The sequence below is a fragment of the Stenotrophomonas sp. TWI700 genome (genome assembly GCF_039673645.1).
GTDB classification, from domain to species: Bacteria; Pseudomonadota; Gammaproteobacteria; order Xanthomonadales; family Xanthomonadaceae; genus Stenotrophomonas; species Stenotrophomonas maltophilia_AA.
In genome coordinates this window covers 14,268-29,516 of record NZ_JBDJMB010000003.1, presented here as the reverse complement: position 1 = coordinate 29,516, position 15,249 = coordinate 14,268, and the positions used below count along the sequence as shown (strand labels likewise).

Sequence of the window (15,249 nt, the reverse complement as noted above, 5' to 3'; positions counted from 1 at the left end):
ACCGCACAACCCAAGTCAACGTGCAAGTGAGGGTGCCATGGCTGATCTTTACCCCGTCGACGCCGCGTTCGCCGCGGCATCGCGGATCGACAGGAACACGTACCAGCAGCTCTACCGCGAATCGGTGGAGCATCCGGATGCCTTCTGGGGCAAGGCCGCCGAGCGCCTGGACTGGTTCAAGAAGCCCACCCGCATCAAGAACGTCAGCTACCAGCTCGACGATTTCCGGATCAAGTGGTTCGAAGACGGCGAGCTCAATGCCAGCGTCAACTGCCTGGACCGCCAGCTCGACACGCGTGGCGACAAGATCGCGTTGTTGTTCGAACCGGACAGCCCCGATGCACCGGCCCAGGGCGTCACCTACCGCGAGCTGTATGAGCGCACCTGCCGCCTCGGCAACGCGCTGCGCAACCTCGGCGTCAAGAAGGGCGACCGGGTCACCATCTACCTGCCGATGATCGTCGACGCCGCCGTGGCCATGCTGGCCTGCGCGCGTATCGGTGCGATCCACTCGGTGGTGTTCGGCGGCTTCGCCCCGAACTCGATCGCCGACCGCGTCATCGACTGCGGCAGCAAGCTGATCATCACCGCCGACGAAGGTCTGCGCGGCGGCAAGAAGATTCCGCTCAAGGCCAATGTCGATGCCGCGCTGAAGCTGCCCGGCACCACCACCGTGGAAACGGTGCTGGTGGTCCGCCACACCGGCGGCGCGGTGGACATGCAGGCCCCGCGCGACCGCTGGTTCCATGACGTGGTGGATCCGCAGCCGACGCAGTGCGAACCCGAGCGCATGAATGCCGAGGATCCGCTGTTCATCCTCTACACCTCCGGGTCCACCGGCAAGCCCAAGGGCGTGCTGCACACCACCGGCGGCTACCTCCTGTACGCGGCCTACACCCATGAAGCGGTGTTCGACCTGCGCGAGGACGACATCTACTGGTGCACCGCCGACGTCGGCTGGGTCACCGGCCACAGCTACATCGTGTACGGCCCGCTGGCCAATGGCGCGACGTCGGTGATGTTCGAAGGCGTGCCGAACTACCCGAACACCTCGCGCTTCTGGGAGGTGATCGACAAGCACCAGGTCACCATCTTCTACACCGCCCCCACCGCGATCCGCGCGTTGATGCGCGAAGGCGATGCACCGGTGAAGCGCACCTCGCGCAGTTCGCTGCGCCTGCTCGGCAGCGTCGGCGAACCGATCAATCCGGAAGCGTGGCGCTGGTACTACGAGGTGGTCGGCGACAGCCGCTGCCCGATCGTGGATACCTGGTGGCAGACCGAAACCGGCGGCATCCTGATCTCGCCGCTGGCCGGCGCGGTCGATCTCAAGCCGGGTTCGGCCACCCTGCCCTTCTTCGGTGTGCAGCCGGCCCTGGTCAACGCCGACGGCGAGATCCAGGAAGGGGCCACCGAAGGCAACCTGATCATCCGCGATTCGTGGCCGGGCCAGATGCGTACCGTCTACGGTGACCATCAGCGCTTCATCGATACGTATTTCCGCACCTACCCGGGCAGCTACTTCACCGGCGACGGCTGCCGTCGTGACGAAGATGGCTACTACTGGATCACCGGCCGCGTGGACGATGTGATCAACGTCTCCGGACACCGCATCGGCACTGCCGAAGTGGAAAGCGCGCTGGTCTCGCACCCGAAGGTGGCCGAAGCGGCCGTGGTCGGCTTCCCGCACGACATCAAGGGCCAGGGCATCTATGCCTACGTCACCCTGATCGCCGACGAAACGCCGAGCGATGAACTGCACAAGGAGCTCGTGGCCTGGGTGCGCAAGGAGATCGGTCCGATCGCCGCGCCCGACCATCTGCAGTGGGCGCCGGGCCTGCCCAAGACGCGCTCGGGCAAGATCATGCGCCGCATCCTGCGCAAGATCGCCGAGAACGCGCCGGATCAGCTCGGTGACACCTCGACCCTGGCCGATCCGTCGGTCGTGGCTTCGCTGGTGGAAGAACGCAAAGTGAAGTAACCCTTCCCCGTGAAGGCGCAGGATGGGGCCGCGTCATCGCGTTCGCGCTGTCGCTCCCACGATCCGCAAGCGGATCGTGGGCCCCGCCTCACCAGCACCCACACCCCGCCGCTTCGCGGCCGCCCCCTGAGTCAGGGGGCTGTCATCTCGATAGACTTTTTCGTTGCGTCGCTGCACTCCTCCGCAACATGGCCCCCACCATGACGACCCTCCTGATTGCCGATGACCATCCGCTGTTCCGCGAAGCCCTTCGCGGGGCCGTGCAACGCGTCATCCCCGGCGTGCAGCTGTACGAAGCGGACAGCGTGGAAGCGCTGTACCAGCTGGCCGACCAGCACACCGACGCCGACCTGGTCCTGATGGACCTCAACATGCCCGGTGCGCAGGGCTTCAACGCGCTGGTCCACATGCGCGCCCTGCACCCGCAGCTGCCGGTGGTGGTGGTGTCCGCGCGCGAGGAGCCGACGGTGATGCGCCGCGCGCTCGACCATGGCGCCTTCGGCTTCATCCCCAAGTCCGCCGATTCGGACACGATCGGCCATGCGCTGGGCACCATCCTCGATGGCGAGACCTGGGCGCCGCCGGAAGCGCACAACGTGCCACCGACCGGCCGCGAGGAACGCGAGATCGGCCAGCGGCTGCGCGAGCTGACCCCGCAGCAGTTCCGGGTGCTGCAGATGCTCGGCGCCGGTCGCCTCAACAAGCAGATCGCCTACGACCTCAACGTGTCCGAAGCGACGATCAAGGCCCACGTCACCGCGATCCTGCGCAAGCTCGGCGTCACCAACCGCACCCAGGCGGTGCTGATGGCCGGCAAGCTGGCCATCGATGACGAACAGATCGTGTTGCCGCCCGAAGAAGAGTAGATCCACGCCATGCGTGGATGTCACGAGACCGGAACGAACAGCATCCACGCATGGCGTGGATCTACGCGCGTTATAGCCGGAGCTATGAATTGCAGCGTTACCTGCGCAATTCGCGATGAACGCTCCACGCTGCACCCCCGGTGCTAAGCTTCGCGTCCCCTTGGGGAGTAGCCGGATTCCTGCTGAAGGAATCGCCCGCATCAACATACTCGGCCAGTGCGCCGTGGTGCGGGTAGCCATCTTGGTTGGCGAGACCAGCGGTCCGCGTGCGCAACGACAGGTTGGGCGCGTTCGCGGTCCGTTGCTCGCCATCGCCCGACCTGCCGCGTACCCCCATGTCGCCTGTTTCGATCCTGCTGATCGGCTTTGCCATGTCCACCGATGCCTTCGCCGCGGCGATCGGCAAAGGCGCGGCCATGCGCAGACCGCGCTTCTCCGACGCGCTGCGCGCCGGCCTGATTTTCGGTGTCATCGAAGGCATCACCCCGGTGATCGGCTGGCTGCTCGGCCGCGCCGCACTGCAGTACGTGGAGGCCTTCGATCACTGGATCGCGTTCGGCCTGCTCGGCGCGCTGGGCGTGCACATGATCATCAACGGCCTGCGCCCCGATGACGGCGCCGAGGACGAAGACACCAGCAAGCACCACGGCTTCTGGCGCCTGGCGATGACCGGTTTTGCCACCAGCATCGATGCGATGGCGGTCGGCATCGGCCTGGCCTTCCTCGACGTCCATATCGGCGTGATGGCACTCATCATCGGCCTGTGCACCCTGACCATGGTGACCGCGGGCATCATGCTCGGCCGCGTGCTGGGCGGCATGGTCGGCAAGCGTGCCGAGATCATCGGCGGCCTGATCCTGATCATCATCGGCTCGACCATCCTGTACGAACACCTCAGCGGCGCCATCGCCTGACCGGCCTCCGCCACGGCCCCGCGGCTAGAGATCGCCCCGGGTGTCGTGGAAGGCAGCCAGGAAGGCGCGCAGCGAGGCCGGCTTGATGGGCTTGGTCAACAACCGGTAGCCGCGATCACGTGCCATCCGCTTGAGCTCATCGCGCCCATCGGCGGTGAGCAGCGCGCCGGGAATCGCACGCCCGGCCTTCTGGCCCAGTGCCACCAGCGTGTCCAGCCCGTCCAGGCGGTCGTGCAGGTGGTAGTCCACCAGCATCACATCCGGCCGCTCGACCACTTTCTCCAGCGCCTGGTCGACCGTGCTGGCGGTGATCACCTGTACCTGCCAGCGTCCCAGCAGCGCCCGCATGCCGTCCAGGATCTCCTGGTCGTTGTCCACGCACAGCACGCGCATGCCGGCCAGTGAATCGGCGCGGGTGACCGGGCTCGGTGCCGGCAGCGCGGTCGCCGTCGGCAGGGCCGGCGCGGCCACCAGCGGCAGCAGGATCGAGAACATGCTGCCGCTGCCGACCCGGCTGCGCGCGTTGAGGCGGTGATCGAGCAGGCGCGAGATGCGCTGGCAGATCGACAGCCCCAGCCCCAGGCCCTGCTCACCCCAGTCGAACGGCTGCTGGTAGCGGTGGAACTCATCGAAAATCTGCTGCATGTGATGCTCGGGAATGCCGGGGCCGGTATCCCACACCTGCAGTTCCACCTCCGGCCCGCGATGGCGCACGGCCAGTACGATGCGGCCCTGGCGCGTATAGCGCAGCGCATTGGCCAGGAAGTTCTGCAGCACGCGGCGCAGCAGGCGGCGGTCGCTGCGCACCCAGGCCGGACGCGCGAACAGGTCCATGCGCAGCCCGCGCCCGGCGGCGACCGGCGAGTACTGCGCGGCCAGCTCGCGCATCAGCAGGCTGACATCGAAATCGCCGATCACCGGGTGCAGCCCACCGGCATCCAGGCGCGAGACGTCCAGCAGGCCGTCCAGCAGCTCCTCGGCGGCGCGCAGCGATGCGTCCACACGCTCGGCCAGGTGTCGCTGCTCTTCGTTGTTGTGGTGGCTCTCGCGCAGCGCCGAGGCGAACAGGCGGGCGGCATTGAGCGGCTGCAGCACGTCATGGCTGATCGCGGCCAGGAAGCGCGTCTTCGACTGCTGCGCCACCTCGGCTTCGTGCGAGCGCTCGGCCACGCGCTGCTCCAGGGTTTCGTTGGCCTCCAGCAGCGCGCGCTCGGCGTGCTTGTAGTCGGTGATGTCGTTGTAGCTGGTGACGTAGCCACCGCCGGGCAGGGCCTGTCCGCGCATCTCGATCACCTTGCCGTCGCTGCGGGTGCGTTCGAAGATGTGCGGCGAGCCGGCGCGCATGTAGCCGATGCGGCGGTTGATCTGCAGTTCGATGTCGCCCTCGCCCAGCTCGCCGCGTTCGGCGTTGTAGCGGATCAGGTCGGCGACCGGCCGGCCCACGTAGAGCATCCCGTCGGGGTACCCGAACATCTGCTGGTAACGGCGGTTCCACGCGGTAAGACGCATGTCCGGATCGACCACGCTGACCCCCGCGCTGATGTTCTCCAGCGTGGTGGAGAGGATTTCGCGGTTGAAGCGCAGCTCCTGCCCCGCCTCGTCGAGCACCGCGACCACTTCGCCCAGGTCCATGCCCGAGCCGCGCAGCAGGCTGGTCAGCAGCAGGCGTGCCGAGGCCGCACCGATCGAGGCGGCCAGCAGGCGCTCGGTGAACTGCACCCAGGCGCGGTCGGCCGGCGCGGAGGCCTGCAGCTCACGGTCCATCGACTGGGCCTGCTCGAAGAAGGACCGGCGGGCATGGCGGTCACCAACCACGCGCGAGGCCAGCGCCAGCAGGTCGCCCACATGCACGTTGCCCGGCCAGGCGCCGGCCACCGAGGGCCGCTGCGCGTACGGGTCCAGGAACGGGGCGGCGCGCAGGCGCTCGTCCACGCCCGGGCGCCAGCGCACCGAGACCAGCACCATCGCCGCGACATTGACCAGCAGCGACCAGAAGGTGCCGTGGGTCAGCGGGTCCCAGCCGCTCATGCCGAACAGATGCTGCGGCTGCAGCCAGCCGATCCCGAACGGCCCCTGCACCAGCCAGGCCTCGTCCATCCACCCGGCGTGGGTCAGCGCGGGCAGCAGCAGCGTGTAGACCCACGTGGCGAAGCCGAGCAGCATGCCGACCTCCACGCCCCGGCGGCTGGCACCGCGCCAGTACAGCCCGCCGATCAGCCCCGGCGCGAACTGCGCCACCGCCGCGAACGCCATCAGCCCATACGACGCCAGGGTGCTGTCGTTGCTGCTGCCGCGGTAATAGCTGTAGGCGACCAGCGCCAGCAGCAGGATCGCGGTACGCCGGATCCACAACACGCGCGAGGCGACATCCGCCGCTTCCTGATGGTCGCCACTGCGGCGCAGCAGGACCGGCATCACCAGGTCGTTGCTGACCATGGTGGCCAGCGCGATCGAGGCCACGATGACCATGCCGGTGGCCGCCGAGAAACCGCCGACGTAGGCGATCAGCGCCAGGAACTTGCGTCCTTCGGCCAGCGGCAGCGCCAGCACCATGCTGTCATCGGCGACACTGCCACCGGTGCCGAACAGGGTCACGCCGGCGGTGGCGATCGGGATCACCATCGCCGAAATGATCACCAGGTAGGCACCGAACATCCAGCGCGCGCGGCGGATGTCGCGCACGTCGCCACACTCGACCACGGCCACGTGGAACTGGCGCGGCAGGCAGATGATCGCCAGGAAACTCAGCAGCGTCTGCGAGATGAAGCCCACCGGCGGCAGCCCGGTGAACAGCGTATGCGCCGACTCGATCACCGCATCGGTACGGTCGTTGAGCCACAGGTAGGCGAACAGCCCGAGCGCGACCATCGCGATCAGCTTGATCATCGATTCCAGCGCGATCGCCAGCATCATGCCGTGGTGGTGCTCGGTGGCATCTACCTGGCGGGTGCCGAACAGCGTGGCGAACAAGGCCATCAGCAACGCAACGTACAGCGCCGGATCGGTGAAGAAGCCGGTGGGGCCGACGTTGCCGGTCAGTACCTGCAGGCTCATCGCCACCGCTTTGTACTGCAGGGCCAGGTACGGCACGATGCCGATCAGCGCGATCACCGCCACCAGGGCGGCCAGGCGGCGCGAGCGCCCGAAGCGCGAAGAGATGAAATCGGCGATGGAGACCACGTTCTGGCTGCGGGCGATCAGCGCCAGGCGCTCGATGATGCGCCAGCCGAACACCCACAGCAGCAGCGGCCCCAGGTAGATCGGCAGGTAGCCGATCCCGTTGCGCACCGCCGTGCCGACCGCACCGTAGAAGGTCCACGACGAGCAGTACACCGCCAGCGCCAGGCTGTAGACCACCGGCCGCAGCCACGGCCGGTTCGGATACATCGGGCGACGGTCGCCCCACCACGCCACGCCGAACAGCAGCGCGGCGTAGACCACTGACACCAACAGCAGGATCCAGCTGGAGACCACGCGGGTGTTTCCGTGAGAGCAGCCCGCAGTGTAGGCCACGACCGTGGGTCGTGGCGTTCCAGGGCGGGCCGCCGTGCCTTATTCGGCGGGGACGCCCATTTCCTTCAGCAGCTCGGGTGCGGGGTAGACCTTGGCCAGCAACCAGCGCAGGTAGCGCATGTCCACGTGCACCGCGCGCTTGAAGCGCGGATCGAACCACCAGCTGGCGCTGACCGACTCCCAGTTGCTGTCGAAGTTCAGGCCGATCAGCTCGCCCTTGGCATTGAGCACCGGCGAGCCGGAGTTGCCGCCGGTGGTGTCCAGGTTGGTCAGGAAGTTGACCGTCTGGGTCTTCAGCACCGGATCGGCGGTGGAGCCGAAATCACCCTTGGCGATCGCGTCCAGCAGCGGCTTGGGCGCATCGAACGGGTAGGCGTTGGTGTTCTTCTCCACGATGCCGGCCACGGTGGTCACCGGGTCGAAATGCACCGCATCGCGCGGGGACAGTGCTTCGACCTTGCCGTAGCTGATGCGCAGCGTGCGGTTGGCATCCGGGTACACCGCACGGCCCTGCTTGGCACGCCAGGCGAACAGCGCCTGCATATAGGCCGGGCGCAGGCGCAGCTGCTCGCCCTCACGGGTCTTGCGCTCGTCATCCAGGCGCAGCTGCGCGGCGACCAGCGGGCCGGCCAGGTCGATCAGCGGATCGCGCGCCAGTGCCTTGCCCTCTTTCGCCGCAGCAAAGCGCGACAGGCGCTCGGCTTCGTCGCCCAGATGCGTGCTGGCGTACAGCGTGTCCAGGGTCTTGGCCAGCGCAGCCGGGGTGCGCCCGAAGGCGGCATCGAACTCGGGCACGCGCTGCGCCTCCGGCAGCTGCTGGTAACGGGTCAGCAGCGTGGTCAGCAGGGCCTTTTCGATGGCCGGATCGTACCGGCGCTGGACCTGCTTGAGCACGCCTTCGATCAGCGCCAGATCGCGCTGCTGGTAGCCGCTGTCACGCTCGGCATCGGGCTTGGCCGATTCGATGCGCAGGCGCTCCAGGGTCAATGCCGAACGCAGCAGCTGGCTCTGCGCCGAGAGCAGGTCGAGCAGCAGATCGCGCTCGCCGACCGAGGCACCGCTGGACAGCGAGGTCAGCAGTGACTGGATACCGCCCTGGTACTTCGCATCGGTGGCCTGCAGCATCGCCGCTTCATCGGCGGCACGCTGCGCCTTGGCATCGCTGCGCAGCAGGCCTTCCAGCTCACCGGCGGCCCGCTTGCGGTTGTTCTTCAGCGACTGCAGCTGTGAGGCGTACCGGGTACGTGCCTGGGCGTCCTTGGCACTGGCCGACTCGATGGTGTCGATCATCTGCTGGAACACCGCCACGCGGCGCGGCAGCACCGCATCGATCTGGCTGGCGAATTCCGCCGCCGTGCGATGGCGGTAGGTGATGCCCGGATAGCCGGCCAGCATCGCGTAATCGCCGGTCTTCGGGCCGTCGATCGCCATCTTCAGGTGGGCCGGCGGGTGGTAGGGCACGTTGTCCACGCTGTACGGCGCGGGTTTGCCGTCCTTGCCCACGTAGGCGCGCAGCAGGGTGAAATCGCCGGTGTGGCGCGGCCACATGAAGTTGTCGATCTCATCGCCGTAGTTGCCGATCGCGCGCGGCGGCGCATAGACCAGGCGCACATCGCTCAGCTCGAGCTGGCGGATGCGATAGAAATCGGTGCCGTAGTACATGTCCGCCACGCTGCAGCGGATGTTGCCCTCCTTCTCGCAGTCGGCCACCAGCTGCTTGCTGGCGCGGTCGACCGCGTCGAAGTACGCCCGGCCGGTCTTGCCGCGGGCATCGCGCAGCACGTCATCGGTGACCTTGTCGAACCCGACCGTGACCAGCACGCGGAAATCCGGGTTGGCCGCGCGCTCATCGCTGCGGCCCTTGGCGATGAAGCCGTCGTTGATCAGGTTGTGCTCGGCCGAGCTGTTGTACTGGATCACGCCCATGGCGACGTGGTGGTTGGTCAGCAGCAGGCCGTCGTCGGAGACGAACGAGCCGGTACCGCCACCGGCCCGCACCACCGCACTCAGCGGCGGCGCGGTGACGTTGGCCAGGTCGCCCGGGTTGCCCTTGAAGCCGGCCGCCTTCAGCGGTTTGGCCAGGTCCGGCAGCTGGGTCGGCATCCACATGCCTTCATCGGCATGGGCGCCGGCGGCGAGGGTCAGGCCAAGCGCCAGCGCGGCGGTGAGGGGTTTGCGTGAAGACATGGGCACATCCGGTACGTCAGAACAGCCCGAGACCTTAGCCGCTGCGCCCGGCAGGGGCAACGGCCGATGGTTGGGCAAGCACCCGCATCACGACCAACGGTCGTGATCTACTTTTCTTTTCGCCAGTTCAGCGACCCGCGGTTCTCCACCGTGCTCGATTCCAGCTCCACATCGAAGCCGCGGCGCAGCAGGTATTTCAGCGTCAGCACCGAGCCACTGCCGACCAGCGAGACGCCGTAGCCGATGTAGAGCTTGGGCGAGATGTACTTGCCGAAGCCGATCACCGAGCCGCCCAGCGCGCGCGACTGACTCACGCCGGCGTCGTCCAGGCCGAGCTTGGCGCCCAGCTGCGAGGCGAGCAGGCCACTGCCGGCCGACAGCGCCGCCGAGGCCGCGTTGACCTGCTGTGCCTGGTCGCTGCTGGCACCGGTGAGGCTGCGGCCCAGCACCAGGTAGGCCAGTGCTTCGGACTGCGACATCGCCGGTTCCGACCACACATCCACGCGCGGCGACTGCGCCCGCCCGGTCACGTCGATGCCGGCGGTGACATCGCCGACGGCGCGCTGGGCACGGATGTTGATGCGCGGATCGGAGACCGCGTTGTAGTTCCAGTTCAAGTTGCCGCGGGTGATGGTCAGGTCCTGGCCGTAGGCCTTGTAGCGCCCACTGACTTCCAGCCCGCCGTTGGCGGTCATCTCGCGCCCGGGGCGCGCCCACACCTGCATCTTGCCGGTCAGCGCACCCTTCAGGCCGAACCCGGCCATCTTGACCTTGTCGCCCAGGCTCACGGTCAGGTCCATGTCCAGCGGCGAGCTGGGGCCCTCTTCCGGATCCACCGGATCGAGCACCACCACGTCTTCGGAGACCGAGGTGCCACGATCCAGGCGTTCCAGGTCCAGGTCCGCTTCGGGCACATGCACGGTGCCGCGCAGCTGCATCGCGCTGCCGGCCAGGGTGAAATCCAGGTTCGGATTGGCGATCACGCGCAGTTCGCTGGTATTGGCCAGCAACACGTTTTCGCCGTGGATATGCAGCTGCAGCGGTTGGGCATCGCCGAACCACGACAACCCGCCATCGACGTACAGCGTGCCCTTGCCGGAGTTGGCCTGCGCGGTGATCTTGGCCGAACCATCCGGCTGCGCGGTGAAGCTGCCCTTGCCCTCGGCGAAGGTGAGCCCCAGCGCGGGGAACTCACCCTTGAACTTGCTCAGTGTCGCCTCACCACCCAGCGACGGCGTGCCGCGCGTGCCGCGCAGGCTCACGTGGCCTTCGATCAGCCCGGTCGGGCGCACGATGTCCGGCGAGAACAGCTCCAACCAGTACAGCCGCGCGATGTTCATGTACAGCTCGCCGTTGAGGGGTGCGTTGGCGTCCCAGCCGGTCTGCACCTTCGCATCGACGAAGCCGTCGCCCTGGAAACCGACACCGAGCTTGGCGTTGATCTGCTGCGGGGTCATCTCCAGGTTCACCGAGAACTGGTCGTAGCGCACCAGCTCGCCACGCGCGTTGTCGCCCAGGCGCACCCCGCCTTCGCGCGAGGTGACCGAGGCGCTGCCTTCCCACGCGTTGCCGCGGGGGCGGATGCGCCCATCCAGATTCACTTCTCCGCGCAGGTAGATGCGGCGCCCGGACTGCGGCGGCAGCCACGGCTGCACCAGCGCCAGCGGCAGCGCATCGCCGCGCACCAGCAGGCCTTCGCGTGGCCAGTTCGCGCTGGCGCACAGCGCGCCACCGGTGGCCGACCCGAGGCAGGCATCGCTCAGGGTGAAATTGCTGCCCTGCACGCTGAAGGTGGCCGGTGCGCGCAGGCTCCAGGCATCGCCCTTCATCGGTGCGATGCGCAGCGCGGTGAGATCACCGCGCCAGGCCTGGCCCTGCTGGCGCACGCCGCCCTGCAGCGCGACCGCACCCAGTTCGTTCTTGGTCTGTGCATCCAGGCGCAGATTGGAGAGACTGCCGCGGGCATCCACGTTGAGCGTGTCCAGCAGCATGCCGACCTGCACCTTGCTGCCCTGCACCGCCAGCGTGCCGCTGTCGCCCTGCCACGGCAGGCGCCCCTTGATGCTGATCGCCTCGGCGCTCCAGTCGTCCCAGCGTAGGCCGCTGCCGACCAGATCGGCGGTGATGTCCGGCGCGGTACGCGCGCCCTTGATCAGCACGTGGCCGCGCAGGCTGCCGCTGCTGTTGGGCAGCAGGTCGGCCAACTGCACCGGATCCAGCTGCGCATCGATATCCAGGCGGTCGCCGACCGAGCCCTTGGCGGTCAGTCGGCTGCTGCCCACCGCGAGCTTGAGATTGCCTTCGCCCTGCTCGCCGCGCAGCGCGAACCTGCCTTGCGCATCCAGCGCGCGTTTGCGCAGCGTGCCCTTGATGCCCGGCACATCGACCGTGGCTTCATAGCTGCCGGCGGTGCCGACCGGACTGCCTGCCGGCGGCGGCAACTGGCGGCCCTTCGATGCAAACGAACCGGACAGCTTGCCGTCCCAGCCCGGGGCGAAGTAGCCCGGATCGAAACCAGCCAGCTTGGCGGCCACGTCCCAGTCCAGCTGCGGTGCCCAGGCCACCTGGCCGGTGACATCGAGCGAACCGCCCGGCGTGCTCGCCTGCAGCTGTTTGATGATCGCGGCCTGATCGTTGCCGCGCACGTCGAAGGTCAGGTCGGCGACCTGTTTCTCGCGTTCGACCGAGGCACGGCCAACCGCCGCCCATGCCTTCAACGTACCGGCCAGGCCCATGCGCGCTTCTTTCAACGTCACCGGCACCGGCGCCGCGGCGCCCGGGGTGGTGGTATCGGCGGCGGGCACGAAGGTCAGGTCGTTGGCGACGATGGAGAAGCGCAGGCTGGCGTTTTCCTTGTCGGTGAAATCGGCGACGCCTTCCAGCCGCGCCTGCCCACCGAAACCCTTCACCTGCAGCGGCGAGACGGTCAGCACCTGGTCGGCCAGGCCCACCTTGGAGGGCGCCAGTTCCACCGCGATGTCGCCCTGTTTGAAGCTGCCCTGCAGATTGGCCTGGCCGCCCTTGCCTTCGGCCTGCACGTCCAGCGCCATCGGCGTGCTGGTGCTCGCATCCATGCCCGGTACCAGCAGCGCCAGGTCAAGTTCCCTGCTGCGCGCGGTGAGTTTCCACACCGGATCGGTGCGGCCATCGAAGACCAGGCTGGCCTGCAGCGGCGCCGGCGCGTTGCCGGCGATCGCCACTTCCATATGACCCAGATCGCCGCGTGCGACCAGGCCGAGCCGCGCCGGGGTGCGCCCGCGCGGGGCCGGCATCAGCGCGCCGATGGTGATGTCGGTGTCGTAATCGCTGCGCGGCAGATAACGGCCGTCCACGCGGAAATCGCCCATGTCGCTGTCGACCTTGAGCTGGGTCGCGCGGAATTCGCCATTGGCGATCTCCACGCCGCCGCGCACCTTGGCGATGTCGATCAGCGGCTGCTGCGCCTGGGTGATGCGGAAGCCATCGATGATGATGGTGTCGGCCTGGATCGCCAGCGGCATTTCGATCTGCGGCAGCGAGTCCGGCCACGAGGGCAGCTCGAACGGCTCATCGCTCTTGGCCAGGTTCAAGGTCGCGTTCTTGATCTGCAAGGCATCGAGCTGCAGCTTGCGACCCAGCAGCGGCCGGATGTCCGGATCCAGATAGGCGCGCTCGGCGGTGAAATGGATGTCGTCGTAGCGGAAGTCCAGATCGTGCAGCACCAGCGGCCCGGCGACCGGGCCATCGACCTTGCTCCAGGTCAGCGTAGCGCCGACCGGCAGCCGCGCGACCACCTGGGCCAGCAGCACATCACGGCCGGCCACGGTCTGCAGCAGCCAGTACAGCAGCAGCAGTGCCAGCAGCACCAGGCCGAGCACAGTGAAGCCGGACCACGCCCAGAAGCGGCGCTTGCGGTAGAAACGCACGCGTGGCGGCGGCGGGGCAGCAGGTGCGGAAGGCGTCGGGGTGCTCACAGGTCCGCTCCGATGTTCAGGTACAGCTGGAACTGCGAATCCGGATTGTTCAGGCCGTGCGCGACATCCACGCGCACCGGACCCACCGGCGATTTCCAGCGCACGCCGAAGCCCACGCCGGTGTGCAGGTCGATGGTGTTGTCGAACGCGCTGCCGGTATCGACGAACACGGCCGCGCCCCACGGCCCGCCCTTGAAGTAATGCTCATACTCGGCCGAGCCGACCACCAGGTTCTTCGCGCCGAGCGCGAATTTGTCCGGCGCTGCGGTGCGCGGGCCGACTTCGCGGTAAGCGTAACCGCGGATGCTGCGGTCGCCACCGGCGAAGAAGCGCAGGCTCGGCGGCATCGCCACCAGATCGCTGGTCCAGGTCGTGCCACCCTCACCGCGCAGGATCAGGCGGTCGGTGTCGCCGATCGGTACATACCAGCGCAGCACCATGTTGGCCTGCACGAAGCTGGTGTCCGAGCCGGCGCCCTCGATGCCGCCGCGCAGGGTCGCGCTGCCGCTGAGGCCGCGGCGCGGGAACATCTCATCGTCGACGTTGACGTAGTCGGCGACCAGCTGCGGGTAGACCAGGGTGGAGGTGTTGTAGACCGCGTCGGTGAATTCGGTGCCCGAGGCATAGCGCCAGCGCTCGCGCAGGGCGTTGATCGAGGCGATCGCGGTCCAGTACTCGTTGATCTCGCCGCTGCGGCTGGCCGACAGCTTGAAGTTGCGCAGGTCGATGTAATCGGTCTGCTCGTCATAGGCGCTGGCGGTGAACGCATACCAGCCATCGAGCCACGCGAAACCCGGGATCCGGTAGCTGGTGACCAGGCTCTTGCGCTTCTGCGCGTAGTCGAGCTGGGTGTTCATCTTGTGGCCGCGGCTGTTGAGGAACCGCCGCTCCAGGCCCCCACGCACACCGGCGCCACTCTCGCTGCCGTAGCTGAGACCGGCGGTGTAGATCGTGCGTTTGGCGCGGGTCAGGCTGACGTCCACCGGCACGTCGCCGTTCTCGTCGGCCTGGTCCGGGCGCGGCTGGATATCAATGACGCTGAAGTAATCGAGCTTGGTCAGCGACTCGCGCAGGCGGTCCAGCTTGCCTTCGTGGAAGTAGCTGCCTTCATCCCAGTACACCAGCGGATCGAACAGCTTGTCGACGAAGTAATTCTGGTGGAAGCGGATCTCGCCCATGTTGTAGCGGCGCCCGCTGTCCCAGGTGAGATCGACGTCGGCGGCGTTCTCGGCGCGGGTGATCTGGACCTGGCGCTGGGTGAAGTCGGCATCGAAGTAACCGCGTTCGGCCAGGCGCCGGGTCACCCGGATCTTGCTGGCTTCGTATTCGGTGTGTTCGAACCGTTGGCCCTTGCGCGGCTTGAAGTTCTCCAGGTCTTCCTGGAGGTACTGGTCCAGCTGGGCCGGGCCGGTGATGTCGATGTGCTCGCGGCGGACCAGGGTCGGCGGCCCCTTGTCGACCTGGATCACCACCCGCAGGTTTTCACCTTCACGGGGACTGTCCACGGTGATGGTCGGGTTGTAGTAGCCGAACGGCTCCAGCGCCTCGCGGGTCTGGCGCTCGGCCTGGGACAACAGGTACTCCAGGCGCGACTCGCCCTGGACCTTGCCGATGGTGTCGTACAGGGACAGCGAGACCTCGATGTTCTCGATCATCTCGGCGTCGTCGCCCTTGTCCAGTCCTTTGATGTCCACTTTTTCAATGGTCCCCCGCGCATGTGCCACCGAGGCGGTGGCAAGGGACAGGAACATCAGGGGAAGGGCGAATTTCGTTGGCTGCATGGCGACAGCATAACGGGCCATCGCGGGCATGCGAAATCGGCGTGACCGTTTCAG

The 15,249-nt window shown here is 67.6% G+C and carries 7 protein-coding genes; 3 read left to right on the top strand and 4 right to left on the bottom strand.

The features are described 5' to 3' along the window. The first annotated feature begins 37 nt into the window (after window positions 1-37). From acs to ABE473_RS03610, 3 genes are all read left to right on the top strand, one after another. Window positions 38-1,981, top strand: coding sequence for an acetate--CoA ligase (gene acs / locus ABE473_RS03620; RefSeq protein ID WP_346488536.1), 1,944 nt, complete (start codon window positions 38-40; stop codon window positions 1,979-1,981). 200 nt (window positions 1,982-2,181) lie between these two features. Next, entirely contained in the window at window positions 2,182-2,847 is a 666-nt protein-coding gene (locus tag ABE473_RS03615) for a response regulator transcription factor (protein ID WP_070470067.1), read from the top strand. 335 nt (window positions 2,848-3,182) lie between these two features. Continuing rightward, the gene (locus tag ABE473_RS03610) at window positions 3,183-3,761 is read left to right on the top strand and encodes a manganese efflux pump MntP family protein (RefSeq protein ID WP_179459682.1); all 579 of its coding nucleotides are present in this window, start codon (window positions 3,183-3,185) and stop codon (window positions 3,759-3,761) included. Between the two features lie 24 nt (window positions 3,762-3,785). Here ABE473_RS03610 and ABE473_RS03605 read toward each other — a convergent pair whose 3' ends face one another. From ABE473_RS03605 to ABE473_RS03590, 4 genes are all read right to left on the bottom strand, one after another. Then, window positions 3,786-7,235 carry a PAS domain-containing hybrid sensor histidine kinase/response regulator gene (locus ABE473_RS03605; RefSeq protein WP_346488535.1) on the bottom strand — a complete coding sequence of 1,150 codons (3,450 nt, stop codon included), beginning with the start codon at window positions 7,233-7,235 and terminating at the stop codon, window positions 3,786-3,788. 78 nt (window positions 7,236-7,313) lie between these two features. Then, complete coding sequence (locus tag ABE473_RS03600; RefSeq protein ID WP_346488534.1) at window positions 7,314-9,461, bottom strand: S46 family peptidase; 2,148 nt, start codon at window positions 9,459-9,461, stop codon at window positions 7,314-7,316. Window positions 9,462-9,568: 107 nt separating this feature from the next. Further along, a complete protein-coding gene (locus tag ABE473_RS03595) occupies window positions 9,569-13,414 on the bottom strand; it encodes a translocation/assembly module TamB domain-containing protein (protein WP_346488533.1) in 3,846 nt (1,281 codons plus the stop codon). Continuing rightward, a complete protein-coding gene (locus ABE473_RS03590; RefSeq protein WP_346488672.1) occupies window positions 13,411-15,195 on the bottom strand; it encodes an autotransporter assembly complex family protein in 1,785 nt (594 codons plus the stop codon). Before ABE473_RS03590 ends, ABE473_RS03595 begins: the two co-directional genes overlap by 4 nt. Between the last annotated feature and the right edge of the window lie 54 nt (window positions 15,196-15,249).

What these genes read in the sequence shown, in the direction of transcription:
- ABE473_RS03600 (WP_346488534.1), bottom strand. Translation starts at nt 9,461, where the DNA reads ATGTCTTCACGCAAACCCCTCACCGCCGCGCTGGCGCTTGGCCTGACC.
- ABE473_RS03590 (WP_346488672.1), bottom strand. Translation starts at nt 15,195, where the DNA reads ATGCAGCCAACGAAATTCGCCCTTCCCCTGATGTTCCTGTCCCTTGCC.
- acs (WP_346488536.1), top strand. Translation starts at nt 38, where the DNA reads ATGGCTGATCTTTACCCCGTCGACGCCGCGTTCGCCGCGGCATCGCGG.
- ABE473_RS03615 (WP_070470067.1), top strand. Translation starts at nt 2,182, where the DNA reads ATGACGACCCTCCTGATTGCCGATGACCATCCGCTGTTCCGCGAAGCC.
- ABE473_RS03610 (WP_179459682.1), top strand. Translation starts at nt 3,183, where the DNA reads ATGTCGCCTGTTTCGATCCTGCTGATCGGCTTTGCCATGTCCACCGAT.